The organism is Rhodospirillaceae bacterium, from assembly GCA_028819475.1.
GTDB lineage: Bacteria > Pseudomonadota > Alphaproteobacteria > Bin65 > Bin65 > Bin65.
The window spans coordinates 59,421-85,190 of the sequence record JAPPLJ010000041.1; the positions used below are offsets into that span (position 1 = coordinate 59,421).

At 66.8% G+C, this 25,770-nt stretch carries 21 protein-coding genes; 10 read left to right on the forward strand and 11 right to left on the reverse strand.

Annotated elements, in window-relative coordinates:
• Positions 1-6 precede the first annotated feature (6 nt).
• The 3 genes from OXM58_12900 to cobA are packed head-to-tail and all read right to left on the reverse strand — an operon-like array spanning position 7 to position 3,125.
• Complete coding sequence (locus tag OXM58_12900) at positions 7-972, reverse strand: homocysteine S-methyltransferase family protein (GenBank protein MDE0149261.1); 966 nt, start codon at positions 970-972, stop codon at positions 7-9.
• 15 nt (positions 973-987) lie between these two features.
• Positions 988-2,319, reverse strand: a complete 1,332-nt coding sequence (locus OXM58_12905) for a cobyrinate a,c-diamide synthase (protein MDE0149262.1) — start codon at positions 2,317-2,319, stop codon at positions 988-990.
• On the reverse strand, positions 2,316-3,125 hold the full coding sequence (gene cobA, locus OXM58_12910) for a uroporphyrinogen-III C-methyltransferase (protein MDE0149263.1): 810 nt from the start codon (positions 3,123-3,125) through the stop codon (positions 2,316-2,318). Before cobA ends, OXM58_12905 begins: the two co-directional genes overlap by 4 nt.
• Positions 3,126-3,178: 53 nt before the next feature.
• On the opposite strand from cobA, the gene OXM58_12915 reads away from it, so the two are divergent.
• The gene (locus OXM58_12915) at positions 3,179-4,306 is read left to right on the forward strand and encodes a cobalt-precorrin-5B (C(1))-methyltransferase (GenBank protein ID MDE0149264.1); all 1,128 of its coding nucleotides are present in this window, start codon (positions 3,179-3,181) and stop codon (positions 4,304-4,306) included.
• On the opposite strand, the gene cobM is transcribed toward OXM58_12915, so the two are convergent.
• The 4 genes from cobM to OXM58_12935 all read right to left on the reverse strand — a co-directional run bounded on the left by cobM (position 4,252) and on the right by OXM58_12935 (position 8,422).
• The gene (gene cobM, locus OXM58_12920; GenBank protein MDE0149265.1) at positions 4,252-5,022 is read right to left on the reverse strand and encodes a precorrin-4 C(11)-methyltransferase; all 771 of its coding nucleotides are present in this window, start codon (positions 5,020-5,022) and stop codon (positions 4,252-4,254) included. The genes OXM58_12915 and cobM overlap by 55 nt on opposite strands.
• A gap of 219 nt (positions 5,023-5,241) precedes the next feature.
• On the reverse strand, positions 5,242-6,732 hold the full coding sequence (locus OXM58_12925; GenBank protein MDE0149266.1) for a tripartite tricarboxylate transporter permease: 1,491 nt from the start codon (positions 6,730-6,732) through the stop codon (positions 5,242-5,244).
• 15 nt (positions 6,733-6,747) lie between these two features.
• Positions 6,748-7,305: a tripartite tricarboxylate transporter TctB family protein gene (locus OXM58_12930; protein ID MDE0149267.1), complete on the reverse strand. Its 558-nt coding sequence runs from the start codon at positions 7,303-7,305 to the stop codon at positions 6,748-6,750.
• Between the two features lie 73 nt (positions 7,306-7,378).
• A complete protein-coding gene (locus tag OXM58_12935; protein ID MDE0149268.1) occupies positions 7,379-8,422 on the reverse strand; it encodes a tripartite tricarboxylate transporter substrate binding protein in 1,044 nt (347 codons plus the stop codon).
• 262 nt (positions 8,423-8,684) lie between these two features.
• Between OXM58_12935 and OXM58_12940 the strand changes: the two genes are divergently transcribed.
• The gene (locus OXM58_12940; protein MDE0149269.1) at positions 8,685-9,392 is read left to right on the forward strand and encodes a GntR family transcriptional regulator; all 708 of its coding nucleotides are present in this window, start codon (positions 8,685-8,687) and stop codon (positions 9,390-9,392) included.
• A 34-nt stretch (positions 9,393-9,426) separates the two neighbouring features.
• Here OXM58_12940 and OXM58_12945 read toward each other — a convergent pair whose 3' ends face one another.
• The 4 genes from OXM58_12945 to OXM58_12960 form a co-directional block, all read right to left on the reverse strand.
• A complete protein-coding gene (locus OXM58_12945) occupies positions 9,427-11,073 on the reverse strand; it encodes a hydantoinase B/oxoprolinase family protein (GenBank protein MDE0149270.1) in 1,647 nt (548 codons plus the stop codon).
• On the reverse strand, positions 11,070-13,175 hold the full coding sequence (locus OXM58_12950; GenBank protein MDE0149271.1) for a hydantoinase/oxoprolinase family protein: 2,106 nt from the start codon (positions 13,173-13,175) through the stop codon (positions 11,070-11,072). Before OXM58_12950 ends, OXM58_12945 begins: the two co-directional genes overlap by 4 nt.
• On the reverse strand, positions 13,172-14,503 hold the full coding sequence (locus tag OXM58_12955) for an aminotransferase class III-fold pyridoxal phosphate-dependent enzyme (protein MDE0149272.1): 1,332 nt from the start codon (positions 14,501-14,503) through the stop codon (positions 13,172-13,174). Before OXM58_12955 ends, OXM58_12950 begins: the two co-directional genes overlap by 4 nt.
• A 171-nt stretch (positions 14,504-14,674) precedes the next feature.
• Positions 14,675-15,007 carry a hypothetical protein gene (locus OXM58_12960; protein ID MDE0149273.1) on the reverse strand — a complete coding sequence of 111 codons (333 nt, stop codon included), beginning with the start codon at positions 15,005-15,007 and terminating at the stop codon, positions 14,675-14,677.
• A 24-nt stretch (positions 15,008-15,031) separates the two neighbouring features.
• On the opposite strand from OXM58_12960, the gene OXM58_12965 reads away from it, so the two are divergent.
• From OXM58_12965 to OXM58_13000, 8 genes are all read left to right on the forward strand, one after another.
• Positions 15,032-16,006: a hypothetical protein gene (locus OXM58_12965; GenBank protein MDE0149274.1), complete on the forward strand. Its 975-nt coding sequence runs from the start codon at positions 15,032-15,034 to the stop codon at positions 16,004-16,006.
• Between the two features lie 32 nt (positions 16,007-16,038).
• Positions 16,039-17,148 (forward strand): aminotransferase class V-fold PLP-dependent enzyme, encoded by a 1,110-nt coding sequence (locus OXM58_12970; GenBank protein MDE0149275.1) that lies wholly within the window; start codon positions 16,039-16,041, stop codon positions 17,146-17,148.
• A gap of 25 nt (positions 17,149-17,173) precedes the next feature.
• Positions 17,174-18,649, forward strand: a complete 1,476-nt coding sequence (locus OXM58_12975) for an aldehyde dehydrogenase (protein MDE0149276.1) — start codon at positions 17,174-17,176, stop codon at positions 18,647-18,649.
• Between the two features lie 29 nt (positions 18,650-18,678).
• A complete protein-coding gene (locus OXM58_12980) occupies positions 18,679-19,074 on the forward strand; it encodes a Rid family hydrolase (GenBank protein MDE0149277.1) in 396 nt (131 codons plus the stop codon).
• A gap of 124 nt (positions 19,075-19,198) precedes the next feature.
• The gene (locus OXM58_12985; GenBank protein MDE0149278.1) at positions 19,199-21,244 is read left to right on the forward strand and encodes a hydantoinase B/oxoprolinase family protein; all 2,046 of its coding nucleotides are present in this window, start codon (positions 19,199-19,201) and stop codon (positions 21,242-21,244) included.
• Entirely contained in the window at positions 21,241-22,527 is a 1,287-nt protein-coding gene (locus OXM58_12990) for an aminotransferase class III-fold pyridoxal phosphate-dependent enzyme (GenBank protein ID MDE0149279.1), read from the forward strand. Before OXM58_12985 ends, OXM58_12990 begins: the two co-directional genes overlap by 4 nt.
• Positions 22,528-22,539: 12 nt before the next feature.
• A complete protein-coding gene (locus tag OXM58_12995; GenBank protein MDE0149280.1) occupies positions 22,540-24,561 on the forward strand; it encodes a hydantoinase/oxoprolinase family protein in 2,022 nt (673 codons plus the stop codon).
• A 219-nt stretch (positions 24,562-24,780) separates the two neighbouring features.
• Positions 24,781-25,764 carry an ABC transporter substrate-binding protein gene (locus OXM58_13000; GenBank protein MDE0149281.1) on the forward strand — a complete coding sequence of 328 codons (984 nt, stop codon included), beginning with the start codon at positions 24,781-24,783 and terminating at the stop codon, positions 25,762-25,764.
• Positions 25,765-25,770 lie beyond the last annotated feature (6 nt).

The following is a 25,770-nucleotide window of genomic DNA, read 5'->3' on the forward strand; positions in this document are numbered from 1 at the left end:
GCCGGCTTACCCGTTGCCGGCCGGAGTACCGTATTCGGGTTCGGCGGTGACTTCGTAACCTTCGAGGCGAAGCCGGCGGCCCAGTTCCGCGATATGGGCCGGCCCGATTTCGCAGCAGCCGCCGAGGATCGTCGCCCCCGCTGCTGCCCAGTCGAGCGCGTACAGCGCATAGGCCTCCGGGCCCAGGTCGTCCCGCGCCTCCAGCACGTCGAACGGCCCGCCCGGCTCAAGCGCCTCCACCGACACGAACCCGTTGGCATAAGCCCCGAGCGGCGCGCCTATGTCCGCCAGTGCCGGCAATGCCCGGGAGACGGCCTCCGGGATGGAGCAGTTGATCAATATCGCAGACGCCCCGGCGTCGAGCGCCGCGAAGGCGCCGTCTGCGACCGGCTCCCCCGACCGCAGCACCGTCCCGTCCGCATCGTCCACCGTGAGCGCGGTCCACACCGTCCGGCCGCTTTCGCACGCCGCCAGCGTGGCGATGCGCGCTTCCCTGACAGTGGCCAGGGTCTCGCACAGGAACAGGTCGACCCGGTCCGCCTGGGCCGCGACGATCCTGCGGTAGTCCGCCAGGCAGAGGTTTTCGGGCAGAGTCAGATCCGGCCGGTAGGATGCCGCCAGCGGCGGCAGGCATCCGGCGATCAGGACGTTGCGCCCGCTGCGGTCGCGTGCTGCCTGCGCGGCGCGGAGGGCGGCGTCCTGCAACGTCTCGAAACTCCCGGACCGGCCGGTGCGCGCGAGCCGGTGCGGCGTCGCGGAATAGCTGTTCACCGTGAGGATCCGCGCGCCGGCTTCGATGAATTCGAGATGCACGGTCTCCACCAGCTCAGGTTCATCGATCATGACCTGCGTCGACCACAAGGGACCGGACGGAAGACTGCTGCGCCGGTGCAGTTCCTGTCCGACGCCGCCATCGAGCAGCGCGATCTTTCTGCCGGGCGCCGGATTTTCGCGCTTCGTAATGCAGCTCATTTTCGTCCGGCTTGCTCAGGATTCCCGCGCGATGGCGTGAAAAAAGGTTCCTGTCGTGTTGCCCCGGCGGCCGCCGCCGGCACCCAGCGCCCGTCCCTCGCCATCGAACACCGTGAGAAAGGCGTCGTCCGCCGTGTCGTCCCGGATCGTCGCATAATGAAATTCATGGCCGCGAACCGCCGTGCCGGCGTGTCCCAGAACACAGTCCTGCGTCGTCACGGCCCGCCGGTAGCCCAGATGCAGCTTCCGGTCCCTGAAGCTCGTGCGGTGGCCGAGCAGTCCCGCCATGGTGTGCACCGCACCGTCGGAGTCTTCGAGGGTCTGTCCGAGAACCATGTATCCGCCGCATTCGCCATGCACCGGGCGGGTTTCGGAGAAGGCCGCGAGGCCGGCGAGAAATCTGCCGGCCGCAGCGATCCGCCCGGCGTGCAGCTCGGGATAACCGCCGGGCAGCCAGCAGGAGTCGCATCCCTCCGGCGGCGGCTCGTCAGCAAGCGGCGAGAAGCGTTCGATTTCCGCACCCTGCCGGCGCCACGCTTCCGTCATGTGCGGATAGACGAAGGAGAAGGCGTCGTCGTCGGCAAAGGCGATGCGCTGGCCCGGCGGATCGGGCGCACAGGTCGCGGCCTGCCCGGCATCGGCGTCGCCGATCTCCCGGACCGGCCGGGCCATCGCCTCGATCCGGTCGAGATCGACGGTCGCGGCGATCTGATCGGCAAGGGCGGCGATCTCCTTGTCCAGATCGTGCCGCTCGCGTGCCTGCACAAGGCCGAGATGCCGGTCCTGAAAGGCGAATTTCCGGCGCCGCGGCAGCCATCCGAGCCGCGCCATACCGGCAGCGGTCAGGCCTTCGGTTGCGGTGCGCAGATGCCGTTCGCTGGCGACCCCGTTCAGGATGACGCCGCCGATTTCGAGTCGCGGATCGAATTCGGCGAAGCCCTTGGCGACGGCGCCGGCAGACTGGGCCTGGCCGGCAATGTCGACCGCCAGAACGACCGGAATTCCGAAACGGACCGCAATATCGGCCGCAGCCCCGGAGCGCCCCGCCTGCCCGGCGATCCCGTCGAACAGGCCCATGGCCGATTCGACGACGACCAGGCCGTCCGGCTCGCCGGCCGACTCGAGGATCGCGGCCATATGGCCGGGCGACATGGCCCAGCTGTCGATGTTGGCGCACCCGGCTCCGCTTGCCGCGCTGTGAAACGCCGCGTCGATATAATCCGGCCCGCATTTCAGCGCGCGCACCCGCCGTCCACGTGCGTTCAGCGCCGCGATGAGGCCGACGGTGAGTGTCGTCTTTCCGGCCCCGGACCGCGGCGCGCCGACAAGGATTGCCCTGGCGGTCAAGCGAGGGCTCCGGCAAAGGCCGGCGCAACCCGCAGCAGCCGTTCGCGGGTCTTCACGATATCTCCGACAACGACGATGGCGGGCGGTTCGATGTTGCGGCGCTGCCGGTCTTCTGCAACGGCGCCCAGGCTGGAGATCAGGATGTCCTCGTCCGGCCGGGTGGCCGACGAGATCACGGCAAGCGGCGTTGCCGGCGGCAGGCCGCCAGCGATCAGTTCGCGGGCGATCCCGTCGATCCGGCGCAGCGCCATATAGAGGACCAGCGGCTGGCCCAGCGCGGCGAGCGCCGCCCAGTCGGTCTCATCGGTGTCCGGCGCAGCATGGCCGGTCGCGAACACCACGGCGCGGTTGACGTCGCGCAGTGTCGCCGGGATCGACGCCACCGCCATCGCCGCCAGGCCGGCCGTGACGCCGGGGATGATGCGGAAGGGAATTTCGGCCTCGGCGAGGCGCAGCATTTCCTCGCCGCCCCGGCCGAAGACCATCGGATCGCCGCCCTTGAGGCGCAGCACGCGCTGACCGGACCGGGCGAGGTCGACCATCCGGGCGCACAGGGCGGCCTGGTCGATGGAATGGATCCCCGCCCGCTTGCCCGAGAAGATCCTTTGCGCTTCCGGCCGTGCGAGATCGAGTATCCGGTCGTCGATCAGCGCGTCGTGCAGGACGGTATCCGCCTGCTGCAGCGCGCGGATCGCGTTGACGGTCAGATAGCCGGGATCGCCCGGGCCGGCGCCGACCAGCCAGACCGAGCCGGGCTCGAAGACCGGGCCGCCGTCCAGCATGCCCTCCAGCCTGGCGCCGATCATCGACCGTCCTGCCCCTGATGACAGCCGCGCGGCCGGCGCTTATGTCTTTCGCCATGAAACCCGACCGACCGCTCAAGCGCGGCTGGACCACCGGCGCCTGCGCCACCGCTGCCGCCAAATCGGCCTATACCGCCCTGCTCACCGGCACATTCGAGGATCCGGCGACCATCGCCCTGCCGCGCGGCGAACGGGTGGCCTTTGCGCTGGCGCGGCAGGAGGTGACGGCGGATTCGGCGACGGCGGCAATCGTCAAGGACGCCGGCGACGATCCGGACGTGACCCATGGCGCGCTGGTCGAAGCCACCGTTCGCAAGTCGGATGGCGGCCTGCGGTTCCGCGCCGGTCCGGGCGTCGGCACGGTGACCAAGCCGGGTCTCCCGGTCGGGCCGGGCGAACCGGCGATCAACCCGGTGCCCCGGCAAATGATTGCCGGCGCGATTGCCGAAGTCGCCGACAGGCACGGCGGTTCCCGCGATGTCGAGGTCGAGATTTCGATACCCGGCGGCGAGAAGCTGGCCGAGAAGACGATGAACGGGCGTCTCGGGATTGTTGGCGGCCTGTCGATCCTCGGCACGACAGGGATCGTCGTTCCCTACTCCTGCGCCGCATGGATCCACTCGATCTACAGCGGCATCGACGTGGCCCGGGCGACCGGCCTGACCCACATCGCCGGCGCCACCGGCGCGACCTCCGAGGCGGCGGTCCAGCGCCATTACGGACTGCCGGAAGGTGCGCTGATCGATATGGGCGATTTCGTCGGCGGCATGCTGAAACACCTGCGCAAGCATCCCGTGCCCCGGGTCACCATCGCCGGCGGTGTCGCGAAGATGACCAAGCTGGCCCAGGGAATGCTCGACCTGCATTCGGGCAAGGGCGCGGTCGACCGGGCTGCGCTTGCCCGGGTCGCCGGCGAGGTCGGGGCGAGCGACGAGGCGGTCGCCGCGATCGCCGAAGCCAACACGACGGCGCTCGCCTTCCGGATTGCCGGGACCGAAGGGCTGGCGCTCGGAGATGCGATTGCCGCTGCGGCCCAGCGTGAAGCCGGGGCCGTGGTCGCCGGAGCGGACATCAGGATCGACGTGCTGATCTTCGACCGCGACAGCAATCTCGTAGGAAATTCGGCGCGTCAGCCGCATCCGGCCGGTCCTCCCCGGAAGCGGCGGCGGTATTCGGGGTCGTAGAGCGCGCTTTCGCTGAAATCTTCCGCCGCGAGAACCGGCCCGACAAGGATTGTCGCCGTCCGCTCCATCGGCTGTTCGGCGGCCAGCGTCTCGATCGTACCCAGCGTGCCGCGCAGCACCGCTTCGTCTGGCCAGCTGGCCCGGCACACGATGGCAGCCGGGCAATCCGGCCCGTAATGCGGCAGCAGCGCAGACACGATCCGATCCAGCACATGGACCGAGAGGTGGATCGCGAGCGTCGCGCCGGACGCCGCGAAGGTTTCCAGGGTTTCGCGTTCCGGCATTTTCGTGGCCCGGCCGGTGGTCCGGGTCAGAACCAGCGACTGGCCGATGCCGGGCAGGGTCAATTCCCGCCGCAGCGCGGCGGCCGAGGCGGCGAACGCCGGAACGCCCGGCGTCATCGTATAGGGAATGCCAAGCCGGTCGAGCCGTCGGAACTGTTCGCCGACCGCGCTCCAGACCGAAAGATCGCCGGAATGCAACCGCGCGACATCCTTCCCGGCGGTGTGGGCGGTGCGGATTTCAGCAATGATTTCGTCGAGGCTCATGGGCGCGGTATCGACGACTTTCGCATCCGGCGGGCAATGCGAAAGAATATCGCGGTGAACCAGCGAGCCGGCATAGAGGCACACCGGGCAGCGGCCCAACAGTTCACGGCCCCGGACCGTAATCAGGTCCGGCGCGCCGGGTCCTGCGCCGATGAAATGGACGGTCATCGATTGTTCAGCGTCGTCTGCGTGGCGATGTTCAATACCTGTTGGTAATAGACAGAAAAAATTGAGGGAATGATTTTGTCGGTCGGGCGCTGCTATTTGCCCAGCCGTATCGTATCCGGATTCATTCCGTTGTCTGAAATCCTTTGTCCGCATCTTGCCGGCTTTTCGCCGCGAAACCGGACAAGGCGCGGTGTTCGGCGACCGTGTGTACTGCGCGCGTCAGGTCCTGCCCGAACGGCGGCTGCGCACGATCCGGACCAGATGCGCGATTATTGTCGCCACGCCCAGCACGAGGAAGACGGCGGCAGTCGGAAAGTCGAAGAAGCCAAACAGCCGGTAGTCCATCATCACCATCGATTGGTAGAAGGCCTCCTCGCCGATCTGCCCGAGTATGACCCCCATCACGATGGCAGGCAGCGAATAGCCGTAGCGCCGCAGGACGTAGCCCAGGATACCCGCGACGAAGATCGTCCAGACGTCGAGGATGTTGTTGCGCAGCGAGAAGGCGCCGATGGCCGAGAAGAAGATGATCGCGGGGCCGAGAATCGAGAAGGGAATGCGCAGCAGGTTGACGATCATGCGGGTCTCGATCAGGCCCAGCGCCAGAATCGCGATACTGGCCCAGAACATGCCGCAGAACAGAATCCAGACCAGCGGCTTGTGCTGAATCATCACCAGCGGGCCGGGCGTCAGGTCGTGCAGCGTGAGCACGCCGATCATGATCGCCGTGAAACCGCCGCCGGGCAGGCCGAGCGCCAGCAGCGGCACCATCGCCCCGCCGGTCGCCGAGTTGTTCGCCGTTTCCGCGGCGACGATGCCCTCGGGCTCGCCGGTGCCGAAGCGTTCCGGGTGCTTCGACCAGCGCACCGCCTCGCTGTAGGACAAGAACGATGCCAGCGCCGCGCCGACGCCGGGCAGCACGCCGCAGGCGAAACCGATGACCGACGAGCGCAGAATGGCGATTTTCAGGCGCCAGAACTCGGCGAAACGCGGGAAGTCGACCGAGACCTTGGGCGCCTTGTAGGTGCCCCTCACCAGCCTTTCGCCCTGTACGAACACTTCGGACACCGCGAAGAAGCCAACGATCAGCACCGTAAAATTGATCCCGGTCATCACGTAATAGTCGCCGAAGGCGAATCGGCCGAGGCCGCCCACCGGATCGGTGCCGATGGTTCCGATCCACAGGCCGAAGAACAGCGAAAGCCAGCGCTTCCAGAAAGAACCCCGGCCGATGCCCGCAACCACGGCCAGCGCAAAGAAGACAATGGCGAATTTCTCAATCGGGCTGATGGCGGAGATCGCCCAGCGGGCTATCGGCGCCGTGCCGATCATCATAACGATGCAGGACAGCGTGCCGCCGACCGCCGAGGCGGTAATGGCCAGTCCGACGGCCCGTCCGGCCTGCCCCTTCTTGACCATCGGATGGCCGTCAAAGGTGGTCGGCGTGTTTTCCACCGATCCCGGAATATTGAACAGGATTGCCGTCGTCGCCCCGCCATAGACCCCGGAAACGTAGATAACGCCGTAGAACAGGATCGCGTGTTCCGACGGCAGGAAAACGGAAAACGGCAGGAAAATTGCCGCCAGCGTCATGGAACTGAGGCCCGGCACCGAGCCGAAGACGAGCCCGGCGATCAGCGCGGCAGCAAAGAGAAGCAGCGCGTTCGGATCGCTGACGAGTTGATAGGTTCCGAGAAGAAAGTTCTCCACTGCCCGCCGTTCCGCCTATTGGATGAGATCCACGAACCGGCCGGTGAGGCTGTGAAAGACCCCGAGGCCGGGCGGGAAATGGGTGTAGAGCAGGCGCACGAAGACCAGCAGGACAAGCGCGTAGATGGCGAGATTGACGGCGATCAGGACCCGCCACTTGCGATAGCCGAACAGGTACATGTAGGCGAGCAGGAAGACCGGCGAGACGAAGAGGAAGCCGAACCGGTGCATGGCGGCGACATAAACGAGCGGCAGGCCGAAGCTGAGCAACCGCTTCGGTTCCAGCGCCTGCCGCCAGAATTCGGCGGTCGAGGCGGCCGGCGGCGACGCCTTGCTCTCAGCGTCGAACGAACTGTCGAGGTCGGCGCTCCGGTCCGCTTCTGCGCCGGGATTCAGCAGCCCGGAGACCAGCAGTCCGACCGCGCCGAGCCCGATCATCAGGATGATCGCCCGGGGCCAGGTCGTCGCGCCGAGGTCGTAGCCGCGCAACGGCTGGTCGAATTCGTAAGTCAGAAAAAAAGCGAGCGCCGCGAAGGCGAGCCAGATCAGGCCTTCGGCGGCGCGCGCTCCCATGGTTTACCGTTCGCTCGGTGAGCCGCGCAGGCGTCCGGCCCACTCCGAACACGAACGGCGGGCCAACAAGCGGCTACCGGCTCGGCAAACCGAGTTCGCGATAGGCTTCCGAATAGGTCTTGATTTCGTCGGCCGCGATTTTCGTTGTCTCGGCGCTGCTCCGGTAGGAATTCAGCAGGTGCATGCCCTTCTTCTTCAGCCAGGCCTGATGGCTCTCGGTCGCCCAGGCCTTTTTCATCGCCGCTTCAAGGAAATCGGCGATCGGCTTGGGCGTGTCCTTGCGGATGAACAATGCCCGCCACTTGACGGTCGGGACCCATTTCATGCCGTAGTCTTGCCCGGTCGCCTTGGTGTCCGGGTAGACCTTGAACCGCTTCGGCCAGATCGAGAGCACCGGCGCCAGGTCACCACTCTGGACCAGGGAGCGGACGTCGCTGATCTGCTCGAACAGCACGTCGATGCGTCCGCCGATCACCGAACCATAGCGTTCGGCCGGCTTGTCGAAGGCGACGATCTTGGTCTTGATGCCGAAGAATTTCTCCAGCTTGCCCATGGTCACGCCTTCGAGATTCTCCGACGTGCCGTAGTTCGCCACTGTCAACTTGCCCGGATTGGCCTTGGCGTACTTCAGCACCTTGTCGAAATCCGGCTTGCCGTCGGTCAGGAAGCGCTTGTCCTTCGGGTTGATGAAGACCTGGCTGGCCACGACGTTGGCGATCAGCAGCGGCTTGATGTCGGTCGCCGGGTTCAGGTTGCTCTTCTTCGACGCATAGAGCGTCACCAGATTGTCGGTATGCTGCAGGATCGTGTAACCATCCGCCGGCGCGCCGAGGAAATCGGGCAGGCAGCCGAGGCCGCCGGCGCCCTTCTTGTTGGTCACCACGACCGGAACGCCGAGCACCTTCTTGGCCGCTGCGCCCATGGCGCGGGCCATCTGGTCGCTGCCGCCGCCCGCCCCGAAGCAGACGATGATCGTGATCTGGCGTTTCGGGAAACCACCCGGGCCGTCGCCAGCGCTGACCGCAGAGGGCGTGGCGGAAAGGCCCAGTATCGCTCCGGCGGCAAGCACCGCGGCTGCACCTTTGCGCATACCCTTCAGGCATCCGTTCGAAATCATGACGACGCTCCCTCCCACTCGGCAAAGCCGAGTGCCCTGGCAATGCTCGGCCGTATCGAACGAAGGCCTGCCAGCGGCGGCGTCACCGCGCCAGGCGGCAGGATCAGCTTGGAAAAATCGAGTATGGGCAGGCGTCCTATTCCCTGTCAACACGGGATTGTGTACAAAATTCAATTTGCGGATGCTGCCTGTTCCGCGGCGGCGGGATTGCCGCCGGCGGCAGAACGCGGGCAGTATTCGCAGCAGCAACGGACGATGACCGATGGCAACACCAAACAAACGGAATCCGGGTCTCGACAAAGATTTCGTCGACGATCTGAACCTGCCGGTCTCGGCGAGAATCGCCAATCTTCTGGAGCGCGCCATCCTCGAAGGCCGCTATCCGCCGGGACAGCGGCTGCGCGAGGTCGAGCTTGCGGAGCGGCTCGGTGTCAGCCGGACCCCGCTGCGCGAGGCGTTCTACACGCTCGAAACGCGCGGCTTGTTGCAGATTCAGCCGCGCCGCGGCGCATTCGTGAAATCCGTTACCGTCGAGGAAATGGAGGAACTGTTAACGGTTCGCGTCGCGCTCGACGGGCTGGCGGCGGGGCTGGCGGCGGAAAAGGCCGACGCAGCGGATATCGAAGAGTTGAAGAGGGTTCACGAGGCCCAGCTCGCCGCTTTCCGGCAAGGCGACGATTCCGCCTTTCATGCGTTGGGCCAGGAATTTCACAACCTGATCTACGCCACTGCCGGCAATCCCAAGCTGAACTCGATTTACCGCTCGCTCCGCGTCGACCTGGCACTCTATCCGGTTGCGGACATCCTGCTGCCCGGCGAAACGGAAAAGTCGCTCGAAGATCATGGCGAGCTGCTGGCCGCCATCGATGCCCGCGATTCCAGCAAGGCGCACGACATTGCGGAAAGACATATCGGGCGGATCAAGGCTCATCTGAAGGCCAACCTCCCGGCCGAGGCGAAACCGGGCTGACCTCGCCCGAACGAACTTTGCCGACGCGGCCGGCTCAAGTGCTCACATAGCCTTCCCGGAGGTCGCAGCCCGCTGCCGCGGCGTCACGGCGATCGGCCGCGCCGAACCCGCCGCCGCCGGCGGACTCCACGACCAGGACCGATTGCGGCGGGAAATCGATCAAGGCCTTGTCGGGGATGGACTTGCCGTCGAGTGTGATGACCGCGGGCCGGCCTTCCAATCCGCCGAACAGTCCGCGCGCGCCGCGATGGGTCAATTCCGCAAGGACCGACAACTGGATCGGCTCACCGGACGCATTGCGCACCGCCATGCGCTGGCCGCAGCCGCCGCGCCATTGCCCGGTACCGCCGGAATCCGGCACCAATTCCTTGCATTCGATCCGCAATGTCGTCAGCGCCTCGATGATTTCAATCGGCGTACAGGTCGTATTGGCGGGGAAACACAGGGCGTTGGGACCGTCGGCGACCGAGCGCGCGCCAAGCCCGCTCACCATGAAGATATGCTCGACGAAGCGCTCGCCTTCGCGGGTCTTGCCGCTGAACACCAGCTGCGGCCGGGTCACGCCGCTTTCCGCCATGATGCGGTCGGGGATGCACTCGGCCAGCGCCAGGAAAACCGCCGCGCTGAGAAACTGCCCGGTCAGGTGGCGCGCCGAAACCGGCGCCGGAAATACCGGATTGAGCACGCATCCTTCGGGTGCGCTCACGGCGAGCGGCGTCAGGGCGCCGTGGTTGTTCGGAATCTCCGGCGCAAGGATGCATTTGAGCGGATAGACCGTGTGGGCGTAGGTGTAGCAGAGCGGCACGTTGATGCCGAAGCGCTGGGCGCCGGTCGTGCCGCTGTAGTCCACGCCTATGGCGTCGTCGGCGACCGTCACGGTACAGGCGATCCGAAGCGGTTCTTCGAGGCCGCTTGTCGTCAGTTCGCTGCGGTAGACGCCGTTCGGGATTTCCCGGATCGCTGCGCGCATAGCGGCTTCCGACCGGCGAACGATCTCGTCGGCACAGGCCAGATAGCGGGCCGGCGTCATGGATTGCGCAAGGTCTCGGACCTGGCGTCCGGCCTTTTCCACACAGGCCGCCATGCCCTCGAGATCGCCGATCACCTTTTCGGGCACCCGCACGTTGGACACGATGAAATCGCGCACCAGCGGATCGCGCACGCCGGCTCGGGCATAGTGGCAAATGGGAATGCGCAGACCTTCCTCGAACACCTCGCGGCTCAGCGCCGAATAGAGGCCGCCGCCGATGTCCGGTCCGTGGGCGGCGATCAGCGCAAAACCGAACAGGTCGCTGCCCAGGAAGACCGGCGACGCCATGGTGATGTCCTGCAGATGGCCGGCGCCGATCCAGGGATCGTTGGTGATGACGCAGTCCCCGGCGCGCCACTCCGCGGCGGGATGCGCCTTGAGAAAGGCCTGCATGGAGCGCGGCAGCGTTCCGATAAAGGATGCATTCGCCGAAGTGCATTCGGCGATGGCGCGGCCCCTCGGATCGAACAGCACGACGGTCAGGTCGCGGCTTTCCCGGATGGTCGTCGAATAGGCCGTCCGGATCATGGTCGTCATCGCCTCGTCCATGAAGGAGATGAGCCGGCGCCAGACGATCTCGATGTCGCCCGGACGGAGACCTGCGTCCCCCGCGCTCGCGGGTACCGCCGTTCGTGCCGGCGCGTCCATCATCCGGCGCTTCCGATCCGGATTCTGAGATTTCCGATGCCGTCCGCCCGGAATTCGGCGCCCGGCGGCACCACGGTCGTCGTTTCGCGTTCTTCGACCAGGGCCGGTCCTTCGAGCCGGATTTCGGGTTCGAGCCCGCTTCTTTGCAGGACCGGGACGTCCATCGGGCAGCCGGCGAAACGCGCACGGCGCACCGTGCCTGCCGAACCTGCGGAAGGCGAAGACTCGGCCGTGTGGACGGCGAGATCGGGGCGCGGACCCGTCGCTTCCAGGCGCCAGATCACCACCTCGGGGCGGCCGCCGGGATTGGTGCGGCCGTACAGCTTCCGGTAGGCTTCGCTGAAGGCCCCGTTCAGGGCGGCATGCCGCCCGTCCGCCGGCAGCGGCCAGGGGACCGGGACATCGATTTCGTGTCCCTGGCCCCGGTAGCGCATGTCGCAGGACAGGCTGAATGCCAGATGGTGCGCACCGCCAGTCCCGAGATCCGTGAGCAATTCGGCCCGCATGTCCTCGACCAGGTCGCAGACCTCCTCCCACTGCACATCGTCAAGCGCTTCCAGACGCGACCGCGACGCGCGGGCGATCGCCGGCGCCTCGAGCAGGCCGACAGCGGCGCCGACTCCGGCGCGCGGCATGATCAGGACGTCCTTCACGCCGAGGTGCCCGGCGAGCGCGGCGGCATGCATCGGTCCGGCGCCACCGCATACGACGATGGCGAATTCGCGCGGATCCAGTCCGCGTTCGAGAATGTGGATGCGCGCCGCATTCGCCATGGTCTCGACGACGACGCGAAATATCGCCTCCGCCGCCGTGTCGACATCGACCGATTGGGGACGCGCGATGGCCACCGATATCGCCTCGGCCGCGGCTTGGGCGTTCAGGGGATACTCGCCGCCGACGAGCCCGTCCGGATTCAGGTATCCGAGCATGAGGCAGGCGTCGGAAACGGTCGGCGCACGCCCGCCGCGGCCATAACAGGCAGGGCCGGGATCGCTGCCGGCGCTGTCCGGTCCGACCTCGACCAGCCCGAGACGGTCGATCCGCGCAATGCTGCCACCGCCCGCGCCGATCTCGATCAGGTCGATGGCGGCGGCCTGGATCGGGATGCCGCTGCCCTTCTTGAGCCGCGCATTGCGCGCCACTTCATAGCTGCGGGTCAGGATCGGCTTGCCGTCGAGGACTATCGCGGCCTTGGCGGTGGTTCCGCCCATGTCGAAAGCCAGCACCTTCGGCCAGCCGACCCGGCGGGCGATGCCGGCCGCGGCGAGGACTCCGGCAGCCGCGCCGCACTCCAGCAGTTCGACCGGGCGGCGGACCGCCGCCTCCACGCGCAAACGCCCGCCGTGGGACGAGATGAGATGCCATGGCGCGCCGATGCCGCCCTGCTTCAACAGCTCGTCCAAGCGCCGGATATAGCCGGCAACCCGGGGGCTCAGATAGGTATTGGCGACGGTTGTCGAGGCTCTTTCGTATTCGCGGATTTCCGGGCAGGTCTCGTGCGACAGCACGATCGGGCCGTTAAAACCCGCCTCGCGCAGGACTTCGCGGACGCGCGTTTCATGAACGCCGTTCCGGTAACCGTGCAGCAGGCAGACCGCGACGGCCTCGACGCCCGCATCCGCAAGTTCGCCGGCAAGCTTCGGGACCCGTCCGGTATCGAGCGGCGTTTCGATGGAGCCGTCGGCGTTGAGCCGCTCTTCGACCTCGAACCTCAGACGGCGCGGCACCAGCGGCACTACCGGCCGGACCGTCAGGTCGTAAAGGTCATAGCGCGCCTCCCGCCCGAATTCGAGGATGTCGCGGAAGCCTTCGGTCGTGATCAGCGCGATGCAAGGCCCGCTTCGCTCGATCAACGTGTTCGACGTCTGCGTGGTCGCATGTATCAGCGAGTCGATCGCGCCAGGTTCGATTTTCTCCCGGTCGAGGAGTGTCCGGATTCCGGCGGCGGCGCCGAGGGCGATATCCGCAGGATTCGTCGGCACCTTCGCTGTACCCTTTACGCGGCCTCCGGAATCGAGCAGCACGAAGTCGGTGAACGTGCCGCCGACATCGAAGCCCAGGCGATAGCCGCCCCGGCCCGGAGTCTCTGCCGTTGCGGCTGTCATCGCATTGCTGCCCGAAGGGCCGCGTCGGCAGCCCGGAGCGTGAACTCGACCTCCCGCTCGCGGTGGGCGGTCGAGAAATAGCTTCGTCCGCCGATCCGCACCATCACGCCCTGTTCGACCAGGCCGAGATGAAACCGCCGGTGCCGGGCGCTGTCGGCGCGTACCGCCGCGCGATGATCCCGGATCGGCCCGTCGGCAAACACGATATCCCAAAGCGGTCCGGAGCCGACGACCTGTGCTGCCGTGGCACCGCGCCGCTCGACAATGTCGCGGAGCCCGGCCTTCAGCTCCTCGGCGGAACGGTGAAACGCCTGCATGACCCCGGGCCGCGACAGTTCGTTCAGGGTCGCCAGCGCAGCCGCACAGCCGAGCGGGTTGCCGGCCTGGGACGAGGTCACATAGCAGTAGCCGTCTTCCGGGCCGCCCCGGTTCGGGTCGCCGTGGGACATTACCTCTTCCCTGCCGGCGACGGCGCTGACCGGCAGTCCGCCGCCGAGCGCCTTGCCAAAAACCGAAAGGTCCGGTTCGATGCCCGTCAACTCGGCCGCGCCGCCCAGGGCGTGGCGGAATCCGGTCACCACTTCGTCGTAGATCAGCACGATGCCGCGCGCGTCGCACACGCGGCGCAGCGTTTCGAGGAAGCCGGGCTCGGCCGCGTAGTAGCGCTGAACCGGCTCGACGATGACGGCCGCAATATCGCGCCACTCCCGGTTGACGATCGAAGCCGCCGCTTCGGGATCGTTATATGGCGCCACCAGGACGAGTTCTCCGATCGCGCCCGGTATGCCCGCCGAATCGGGGGCAGTAGCCGCATAAGGCACCGCTGTGCGCGACGCCATGCCCCAGAGCGCATAGTCCGAATTGCCGTGATAGGCCCCCTCGAACTTGACGATCTTGTCCCGCCCGGTCGCGGCACGCGCCAGGCGCAACGCGAACATGACGGCTTCCGCACCCGAGAGCGCAAACCGGACCCTTTCGACCCATCCGACAAGCTCCGTGACGCGCTCGGCCAAATGCAACGCCGGAAAATTGCGGATGCTGACAAATTGCGTGGCCTGCTCGGCCTGCGCCTGCACGGCCCGGACCACGGCCGGATGGCTGTAGCCGAGGATCAGGGAACCGCCGCCGCAGGAATAGTCCAGAAATTCGCGGCCGGCATGGTCGACGATCCAGGCACCCTTGCCGGATACCGGGATGTGTTCGACGCCGTCGGGATAGACATGCCGGCCCAGCACGCCGCCCGGCAGGACCCGTTCGGCCCGAGCGACCGTCTCGGCGTAGGACCCGGTCTCCGTATCATTGGCGCTGTCTGAGGCGGGTCTCCCCAAGAATCGTCTCCCGGTTCATCATCGATACGCCCCGCGGCCCGAATCCCGCTCCTCCGCGGCGGGACGACTGGTTCCACCTGCCGCAATTTGACCTTGTAGAGGATGCAGGCGTATTTTGTCGACATAACACAATAGAGGCGCCGAATTCCGAAAGAGCCGGCACGAAGTGTGCTACAGGAAACGGGCGGCAGCGGCAGCCGGCACCAGCGTCTCGGGGGCAGCAGGATCATGCAGGATCGTTTCGGAAACCCGCTCGATCCCGCGGTCGGCTATGCACGCGGCGCGCATCTTGCCGGCCCCCTGGACGAATTCCGCCGCCGCGCCCATGGTCTTGACATTCTCCGGGCAAAGGTCGCCTCCGAAGGGCGCGACAGGCTGTACAATTTTACCGGCCATCGGCGCGACTTCCTCGCGCGGGACAAAGATCTCACGGACAACCTCGCCGAGGAGTGGATCGGCACGCCGCTGATCGAAGACCAGTTCAATCGGTTGGCGCAGGATCATTTCGGCGCCGGCAAGAAAGCAGCTGTGGCTCTGTTCAACCGGTCGGCCGCCGGAATCGTGTCGGCAATTCTTTCCGCCGCGTCGCCAGGCGACCGTATCGTTGCGGTGGCGTCGAACGGCCGGACCCATCCGTCGATCCGGCGCGGGGCGAGCCTTGCCGACGCCCGGCTTAGCGAGCCGGATCCGGAAAACGGCCTGGATCCCTCGGAATTCGACGGCGCCGTCCTGACGGTCCTGACCCGGGTGACCAGCGAACTTGACACCCTTGCCCCGGAACGGACCCGCGCCATCGTCGCCATGGCGAAAGCGGCCGGATCGCCGGTCTTCGTCGACGACGCCTACGGAACGCGCGTCGGTCCGGTGCTCCTGGGGCAGGAAAAAACGCTGGAGCTGGGGGCCGACTACGGTATCACGAGTTGCGACAAGGCCGGCATGGGCGGCCCGCGGGCCGGCCTCATGGTCGGCCGGCCCGACCTGGTCGACCGGGCCGTTGCGCAGGCCAGCGGCCTTGGCCTGGAAGCGCGCGGCCCGCTGGTCCTCGGCGTGCTGCGCTCGCTCGAAAGTTACCGGCCCGAGACCCTGCGGACCGATTCGGCGGTTGCCCGGCAGATCGCCGCCGGCCTGCGGGAACGGTTCGGAGCGGAACGCGTTCTCGATCTCTGCATGGGCCCGACGATTTCCGAAGAGGACGTGCTGACCATTGCGCTGGAAGGCCGGAACGACGCCGAAAACGATTCCGCCATGGTTCCGGCCGAAGCGTCGTGCATCCTCGGCATGGCGCTCCTGGAGGACCACGGCATCGTGACCTCCAACGTCGCGGAACGGCCGGGCGCCCGGGTCTCGCTGCGCCTGCGGCCGACCGCAACGGAAGTCGAACGGTTCGGCGGACCGGACCGCGTCGTCGATGCCGTGGAGCACGCATTCGGCAGATTGCGGGCGCTGCTTGGCGACACCCGGGCGGCCGAAGCGAAAATCTTCGGCAACGGCCGGCCGCATTGAACCGCCGCGACCCTTCCGGAACGACCGATCCCGTGCACGATCCTGGCACATGGCAGGAGCAGTTCCCGGTCACCCGCGACTGGGTCTATCTCGACATCGCCAACAAGGCGCCCCTGCCGCGCGCCGTCAAAGACGCATGGCTCCGGTTCCTCGTCGAACAGCACGAGGGCCCCGGCGACAAGACCGGCTGGAAGCGGCGCGCAGAGACCCTCCGCGCCGAGGTGGCCGCGTTGATCGGCGCCCGCCCTTCCGAGATTGCCTTTGTCAAGAACACCTCCGAAGGGCTCAACACGATTGCCCAGAGTTTTCCCTGGCGCGCGGGTGACAGCATGGTCGTGCACGCCCGGGAGCATCCCAACAACCTGCACGGCTGGATCAACTTGCGGCGTCGCGGCGTCGAGGTCCGGGTGGTCGAAAGCGCCGGCCCGATCATCGATATCGAAGACATCCTGGCCGCCATCGGGCCGACCACCCGCATGGTTGCAATTTCGGCCGTCAGCCATCGCACCGGGCAGCGCTTCGATCTCGGGCAACTCGGCGAACGGTGCCGCCGGCACAACGCCCTGCTCGTCGTGGATGCGGTCCAGGCGATCGGCACGGTGCCGTTCGATGTCAACGATCCGGCGATCGACGCGCTGGCCTGCGGGCCGCAAAAAGGCCTCATGTCCACCCACGGGCTCGGTTTTCTCTGGTGCCGCGAACCGCTGATTCCCGGCCTGATGCCGCCGTTCGCGGCGCGTTCGAGCCTGGCGGATACAGCGGCCGATGCCGAAATTCCCGGGTTTCACGCCGACGCGCGCCGCTTCGAGCATGGAAACATGAACTATGGCGGCGTTTACGCTCTCGAAGCGGCGGTCGACTTCATCGGCGAAATCGGGATTCCTGCTATCCATGACCGGGTCCGGGCCCTGACCGGCCACCTCATGGATCTTATCGACCGCAAGGGACTGCCCTGCATCACGCCGAGAAACGACGGCGAGCGCGCCGGGATCGTCACGATCGGGATGGACGACGCACCGCAGCGCCGTGACGCGCTGCTGGGCAAGCGATTCGTCGTCAGCGCCGTCGAGGACGGACTGCGCGTCGCCCCGCATTTCTACAATACCGGGCTGGAACTCGAGGCCCTGGTCGACGCGCTATAGGAGCCGGTGACGGGAGAGACCGAAAATGGCATCGCATTATCAGTTGTTAATTGACGGCAAATGGACCGATGCCACTTCCGGCAAGGCATTCGCGACTCATAACCCGGCGACGGGCGAGCATGTCGCCGACGTGGCGGAAGCGGATACGGCAGATGTCGACACCGCCGTGGCGGCGGCCCGGCGGGCGTTCGAAACCGGCCCGTGGCCGCGCATGGATGCGGCGGCGCGCGGCCGGCTGCTGCTCCAGGTGGCCGAGAAAATCCGCGCCCGCGGCGACGAGCTGGCGCGCATGGAGACGCTGGACAACGGCAAGGCGATCCGCGAGACGCGCGCCCAGGTCAACGCTTCGGCCGACTATTTCGAATATTACGGCGGCTGGGCCGACAAGCTGGAAGGCCATGTCGTGCCGGTGCGCGGCCGGTTCCACACCTATACGGTGCTGGAGCCGATCGGCGTGTGCGGCCAGATCATCCCCTGGAACTCGCCGCTTCCCCAGGCCGCCCAAAAGCTGGCGCCGGCGCTGGCCGCCGGCTGCAGCATGGTCCTCAAACCCGCCGAACATACGCCTGTCACGGCCTTGGTTCTGGGTGAAATCCTGATGGAGGCCGGCCTTCCCGAAGGCGTGGTCAATATACTGCCGGGCTTCGGCCACACCGCCGGCGCGGCCCTGTCGCGCCATCCCGGCGTCGACAAGGTGGCATTCACCGGCGAGGTCGCGACGGGGCAGGAAGTCTTGCGCGCGTCGATCGACAATCTCACCAAGGTGACTCTGGAACTGGGCGGCAAGGCACCGAACATCGTCTGCGAGGACGCCGATCTGGATGCCGCGGCCCGCGGCACGCTGTTCGGCATATTCGCCGGCGCTGGGCAGTATTGCGACGCCGGCCCGCGCCTGTTCGTCCACCGCGCGATCCGCGACGCCTTCATGGAGAAACTGCTGGATATGACCCGCCTGATCCGGGTCGGCGATCCGCTCGACCCGGCGACCCATGTCGGCTCGCTGACGACCCGCGAGCAGTTCGACAAGGTCGCGCGCTATGTCGACATCGGCCGGAACGAAGGCGCCCGATTGATCGCGGGCGGCGCGCCGCCGGAAGATCCCGGCCTGGCAAGAGGACATTTCTACCTGCCGACGATCTTCGACCGCGTGGCGCCGGATATGCGCCTCGCCCGGGAGGAGATATTCGGCCCTGTGCTTTCCGTGCTCGATTTCGAGGACGACGAGCAACTCCTGTCGGACGCCAACGGCACGGATTTCGGCCTCGTCGCCGGCCTGTGGACGGAGGATATGCGCCGGGCCATGCGGCTGGCGCAACGCCTCAAGGCGGGAACGGTGTGGATCAACACCTTCCGCCAGACCCAGATTTCGGCTTCCTTCGGCGGCTACAAGATGAGTGGCATCGGCCGCGAGAAAGGCCTGTCGGGCCTCGAGGAATACTGCGAGGAGAAAACCGTCTGGGTTGATCTCAACGACGCCGGCATCGGCTATTTCGACAGCTGACAGAAGCAGAATCGCTGAGACCGCAGAAAATGCTGAACAAAGAAAAGATCGTATCCCCGCTGGCGCCCGGAAAAATCGCCAACCACCCCCACCCGTTCTCGCAGGGCTGGAAGGTCGGCGATTTCGTGTTTACCGGCGGCATCGCGCCGGAGGACCACGAAACCGGCGAGATCGTCGAGGGCGGTATCGATGTCCAGGCGCGCCGGGTGTTCGAAAGCCTCAAGGCGATCCTCGAAGAGGCCGGTTCGTCGCTCGACAAGGTCGTCAAGGTCACGGTCTACCTGACCGACATCGGCAACAAGCCGGGCTTCGAGAAGGTCTACCGTGAGTATTTCCCGAAAGACGCGCCGGGCCGGATGACCGCGGAGGTCAGCTTCATCGGCCCCGGCATCCTGCTGGAAATGGATGCCATCGCCTACGTCTAGGATCGGTCCGGCCTGCGAAAGCGTGCCGGATCGTTGTCGCCAAAGTGCGGGCCGGCGCCTATCATCGCCCCGAGTTTGCGATGCCCCCGGTCCGGAAACGCTGAAAGGGGTTGGGACGCCGGCCATGACCGTTAGCGCCAGGCCAGTGCCGAAAGTCGATCCGATCGAACTCGAGATCATCCAGGAGGCGATGATCTCGATCGTCCGCGAGATGCGGGTCAATCTCGTGGCGACCGCCTATTCCTCGATCATCTACGAGGCCTACGACTTTTCCTGCGTCCTGATCGACGGGACGGGCCAGATCGTGGCGCTGGCCGAGGACAACCCGTCCCACATCTTCCCGGTGCCCTGGTCGGTCAGGCAGATGTTCGACACTTTCGGGGACGACATACGGCCGGGCGACGTTTTCCTGCACAACGACCCCTATACCGGCGGCACCCACCTCAACGACATCGCCATGATGTTTCCGGTCTTTGCCGAGGGGCGGCTGGTGCTGTTTCCGTGCGTGCGCGCCCACTGGGGCGATGTCGGCGGCACGACGCCGGGCAGCATCTCGGGCAAGTCGACGGAGATTTTCCACGACGGGGTGCGCCTGCCGATCGTGAAGATCGCGAGCGGTGGCGAACTCAACCGGGGCCTGTTCGACGTGATGATGGCCAACATGCGCGTGCCGCGCGAGCGACGCGGCGATTTCATGTCGACCTGGGGCACCTGCCAAGTCGCCGAACGGCGCATCGCCGAGTTGTTCGAACGGTATGGCGTCGCAACGATCGAGGGCGCCATCGCCGAGCTGATCGACCGGGCCGAGCGCAGAACGCGGCAGCGGATCGAGGCGCTGGCCGACCGGGAGTATTTCTACGAACACTATCTGGACCCGGTCGGCGCCGACGCAGAACCCGTGATCGCGAAAGCGCGAATCCGCATCGAAGGGAGCGACCTCGCGGTCGACTTCACCGGATCCTCGGGACAGACCCGGGCGGCCATGAATGCCGGCCCTGCCGTCGCCGCGACCGGCGCGTTTATCGTGCTCAAGGCGTTCCTGGACCCTGCCCAGCCCATCAACCACGGGAATTTCCGGCCGATATCCATCACGGCACCCGAAGGCTCCTTTTTCAACGCGCGCTATCCCGCGTCCTGCGCCGGCTCGTCCGAAGTCCGGCACGCGGCGATATCGGCGGTTCTCGGCGCGATGTCCCAGGCGATGCCGGAGCGCATGGCCGGGGACATCAAGGGCACCTCCAACCACATTTACATCGGCGGCAAGGACCCGGAGCGGCCGGAACCCTTCATCTTCTACGAATATCCCGCAGGCGGCACGGGCGCGACCGCCGAAGGCGATGGCGGCGACGCGCTGCGCAATTTCGCGGAAGGGGATTTCGCGTCCATTCAGTCGGTCGAGTCGATCGAGCACGAGAGCCCGCTGCGCGTCGAGCACTGCGAAATCCGGCGCGATTCCGGCGGCGCCGGGCGGCACCGCGGCGGCTGCGGCCTGCGCCGGGACGTGCGCGTGCTGGTCGACGAAGCCCTGCTCTCCGTTTCGTCCAACAAGAACATTCTCCCGCCCTTCGGAGTCGCGGCGGGATGGCCGGGCGCGCCCAACAATTTTTCGGTGATCCGCAACGGCGCGGAACTGGCGCCTTCCGATACACCGGGGCAGGTTCAGGGCTTTCCCCTGCGGCGCGGCGACATCGTCGTCATGCGCAGCTCCGGCGGCGGCGGTTTCGGCGATCCCCTGGAACGGGAGCCGTCGCGCGTCCTCGCGGATATCGCGGAAGGCCGGCTTTCCGCGGAAGCGGCGCGGCGCGTCTACGGCGTTGTCGCCGACACCGGGAAAATCGATACCGAGGCCACCACGGCGCTGCGGGCGGGAATGAAGGCGGAGCGGCGGCGGCTGGCCGCCGATCCTGTGCCGGGTCCGCCGCCAGCCGGCAAAAGGTGGTGCGAACTCGCAAGCGGAACGATCGCCCGGCTCGGCCTGAGGGAAGGCGGGGCTCATGAAATCCTCGATGCGGGCGGTCCGGGTCTGCGGATCTGGATCCGCGGCGGCGAGGGGATCGACGAGGATACGCTCAGGCTGCCGGAGCGCCTCTGCCGGGCCCTGAACCTGCGCCGGGGCGACGGCGTCGCCCTGCGCCCGCTTACGGAACCGCCGGGCGCCGGAACGCCATGACCGGACCGTCGGACCAGCGCAACCTGATCGAGACCGCCGCACGCATCTTTCCGGGCGGCGTGCTGAGCCGGCACAAGCTCGACGACGATCGTCAGCTCGTCTTCGTGTCGGGCCGGGGGGCGCATGTCACCGATGCCGCCGGCCGGGAATTCGTCGACTTTACCTGCGCGGGTGGGGCCGTGCTGCTCGGCTACGATCATCCGGGCGTACTGGCGGCGCTCGACGCCCAGGCCCGGCGCGGCACGCATTTCTTCGGACTGCTCAACGAGCCGGCGATCCGCTATGGCGCCGAGCTCCTCGACGTGCTGCCCGTCGGCGGGCAGATCCGGTTCTGCTGCTCGGGCGCCGAGGCCACGTTCAACGCAATCCGGCTTGCCCGCGCCTGGACCGGCCGCAACAGGATCCTGAAGTTCGAGGGCGCCTATCACGGCCATCACGACTACGGCATGTGGAGCTACAACCGCTTCGGCGGCGACGCCTTCTCGCCGGTTCCGAACTCGGCCGGCATGGCCGCCGGGATCGCCGCCGATATCCTGATCGCGCCCTACAACGACCTCGCCGCGGCGGAGGACGTGTTCCGGAGCGAAGGTTCGGCGATCGCCGCCGTGATCATGGAGCCCGTGCAGCGCATGACGGCGCCGGCACCGGGCTATCTCGAGCGGCTGCGGGACCTCGCCTCGGAAAACGGCGCTGTCCTGATCTTCGACGAGACCGTTACCGGATTCCGCCTCGCCCTTGGCGGCGCTCAGGAGTGTTTCGGCGTGTTGCCCGACCTCGCGGTCTACGGCAAGTCGCTGGGCGGCGGCCTGCCGCTCGCGGCGGTCGCCGGCGATCCGGAAATCATGGCGCTGGCGTCGGTCGAGGCCTGGCAGAACGATCCCAGGGGCGTCTTCTTCTCCGGCACGCTGTTCGGCAATCCGATGGCCTGCGCCGCCGGGCGGGCGTTCCTCGAAGCGTTGCGGAAGCCGGACGCATTTCCGCCTTTCCTGGCCCGCGCAGAAGCCCTCAAATCCGGCCTCGCCCGGATCCTCCGCAAGCATGGGGTCGAGGCGCACGTCATCGGCGAGGGGCCGTTGTGGCGACTCTATTTCGGCGATCCGGACCGGATTCACGACGTCCGGGCGACCTCCGACAAGGACCGCCAACGCGCCTTCGATCTCGGCCTGCTCGATTCCGGCATCTTCGTGCGGCCCGGCGGCGGCCACTATTTCTCGATGGCCCACACGGACGAAGACGTCGAAGCGGTCCTGCGCGCCGCGGACCGGATCGCAGCGCGGCTCTAGGACCGACAGCGCATGGCGATTGCGGTCGGCATCGACATCGGCGGGACCTTCACGGACGTCATCGCCCTCGATCTGGATACCGGCGACGTGCGCGCCGCAAAATCGCTCACGAGCTACGGCGACGAGACCAGGGCCCTGCTGGAAGGCCTGCGGGACGTCGGCGTTCCCTTTGGGGAAATCGACCGCCTGGTGCATGGCACGACCATCGGCACCAACGCCATCCTGGAGCGCCGGGGTGCGCGGACGGCCCTGCTGGTTACGCAGGGCTTCCGCGACCTGCTGGTCATCGGCCGGACGCGGCGCATGGCGCCGAACACCCTGTTCGACCTGACCTTCCAGCGGCCGGAGCCGCTGGTCCCGCGGGCGCGGCGTTTCGATGTCGAAGAACGGGTCGGCGCCTCAGGCGAGACCGTCCGGCCTCTCGACGACGACGCGCTCGCAGCCGTTCTGGAAGATCTTCGACATCAGAACGTCGAGTCGGTCGCGGTGTGCTACCTCCACGCCTACGCAGCGCCGGGGCACGAGCTGGAAACGCGTGCGGCGATCCGGGAGAAGCTGCCCGGGATCCCGGTGTCGCTGTCCCATGAAGTCGTGCCCGAATACCGCGAATACGAGCGGCTGAGCACTACGGTCCTGAACGCCTACATCGCCCCGGCGCTCGAAGACTATCTGGCAAGGCTCGAAAGCGTCCTGCGGGGTGAGGGCATCCGGGGCGCTCTCTTCATCATGGCTTCGAGCGGCGGCGTCCTTTCGCTGGACCGGGCGCGCCTCTTCCCCGTGACCACGGTTCTATCCGGACCGGCCGGAGGCGTTGTGGCTGCCGTGCAGTCGGCCGCGGCGGCGGGCGCGCGCGACCTCATCACTTGCGACATGGGCGGTACAAGCACAGATGTCAGCATGATCCGCGACCTGACGCCGACCGTGAAAAAGGACGGCGTCATTGCCGGAATGCCGATAAAATCGACCCAAATCGACATCAGCACGGTCGGAGCCGGCGGCGGCAGCATCGCCTGGGTCAGCGAAGAGGGCCAGCTTCATGTCGGCCCGAGGAGCGCCGGCTCGCGTCCGGGACCGATCTGCTACGGCCTAGGCGGAACCGAACCGACGATCACGGATGCCAATCTCGTCCTCGGCCGCCTGACCCTCGGCCGTAAGCTCGGCGGCCGGATCGAACCTTCGACGGAACAGGTCGTACCGGTACTCGACGCCCTGGCGCGCCGCATCGGCGTCGAGAGCCGGGAGCGCATGGCCGACGGCATCATCCGCATTGCCGTCGCGAAGATGGTTGCCTCGATCCGGGAAATCTCGGTCGCCCGCGGCCACGATCCGCGCCGCTGCGCGCTGGTTGCCTTCGGCGGGGCGGGTCCGATGCATGCCACCCAGGTCGCCGAAGCCCTGGCCATCCCCAGGGTGATCGTCCCGCCGCACGCGGGGAACCTTTCGGCGCTCGGCCTGGTCTCCGCCGATCTGCGTATCGACCTGAGCGAGACCGTGCTCCTGCCGAACGAAGCGGCAAGCATGGGATCCGCGGAAGGTGCCTTTGCACGGCTGGAGGAAACCGGCCGCGACCGATTCGCCGAGGAAGGTTTCGCCCGTGGCGGGATCATCGTCGAACGGGTGGCCGAGATGCGCTACGTCGGCCAGGCGCACGAGCTCGCCATCCCGGTGGCCGGCAAACCGGACCCGGCCGGCCTCGCCGATGCCTTCAACGCGAGCTACGAACGGGCCTACGGCCATTGCAATCGGGACGAGGCGATCGAGATCGTCAACCTGCGCCTGGCCGCCATCGTGCCGGTCCAGCGGCCACGGCTGCAGGCGCGGGAAGAGACGGACGGCAGAACGGACGAACGCGATGTCTGGTTCCGGGACGGTTTCCGGCCGACGCGAGTCTTCGAACGATACCGGCTTCCGATCGGCGCCTGGACCGAGGGACCGGCGATCGTCGAGGAAGCGGGCGCCACGACCGTCGTGTTCCCCGATTGGCGGATGCGCCGGGACGAGCACGACAATCTGAGCCTCGAACGCATCGGTTGAACCGGCCCGCTCCCGCCCGTCCGGCGCCTTTGTTGACAGGTCAACGCCGCGTGGTACGCTTCGCCCAGTGCAAAAAAGAGGGCGGCTCCCATCCCATACGGCCATTGGGGTGTCGCTATTGGATTTGTTGCACTCCAATGGCCACGGGCGATGGACAGACCGTCCCCAATTTGAACGTAGGGAAGCGTCCGGGAACGGACGCTGTGAGGAGGGATTGGAATGTCTATTGTAATTCGCTGGTTTACCGGCCTCGTGGTGCTCGCCATTGCATCGGGCGCCTATGCCGCGCCCAAGAAGACGGACTGGACCATTTCTTCGGGTAGCGATCCGTCCGGGCCGTTTCAGGTCATTGCCGACGCCATGGGCTTTTTCAAGAAGCAGGGCCTCAACGTTACGGTCAAGATATACTCATCGGCGACCCGCGGCTTCCGTGGGATGCTCGCCGGCGAGAACGACATGGCGAACTCTGGTTCGTTCGCGCCCGTCAGCACGCTGGCGCAAGGGTCGAAGAAGTTCAAGATCGTCGGCTCGACCCGGAACAGCCAGAGCGGCTTCACGGCCATCGTCGTACGGCCGGGAATCATGGATGCCAAGGGCCTCGAGGGCGCCAAGGTCGGCATCGCGCGGGGCAGCCCGTCGTCCCACATGTGGTTCGACAAATACGCTGCCAAGAACGGCCTGAAGAAGTTCGAGCGCCTCTGGCTGCAGCCTTCGGAACAGCTGATTGCGTTCAGCAAGGGCGAGATCGACGCGGTCTCGATCTGGTTTCCGTGGGCCGGCCGGGCCGCCGGCGTCCTCAAGGGTGCCAAGATACTGGCGCGGGACAAGGATATCGGCTTCGTCAACGACACGCCGATCACCTTCAGCGCCGGCCTGCTGGCGGACCGAGATGCGGCGCTGGGCATCATGAAGGGGATGGTCATGGCGAGCGAGTACCTCGATGCCAATCCGGACGAATCGGCCAAGATCGTCAGCAAGGCGTTCAATATCGATCTGAAGGTCACCAAGGCGATCTCGAAGACGATCAGCCTGAAGGTCCAGTTCTCGGACGTCACGACCGCCGACCTGTGCCAGTCGCTGAACTTCCTCAAGGGTCTCGGCAAGGTCAAGGGCCAGCCCGACTGGAAGACGGGGCTCGATTCGAGCATCTTGAAGGCGGTCGCTCCGGAGCGCGTCACCGCGAAATCGTTGCCGAACTGCTAGCAGTCG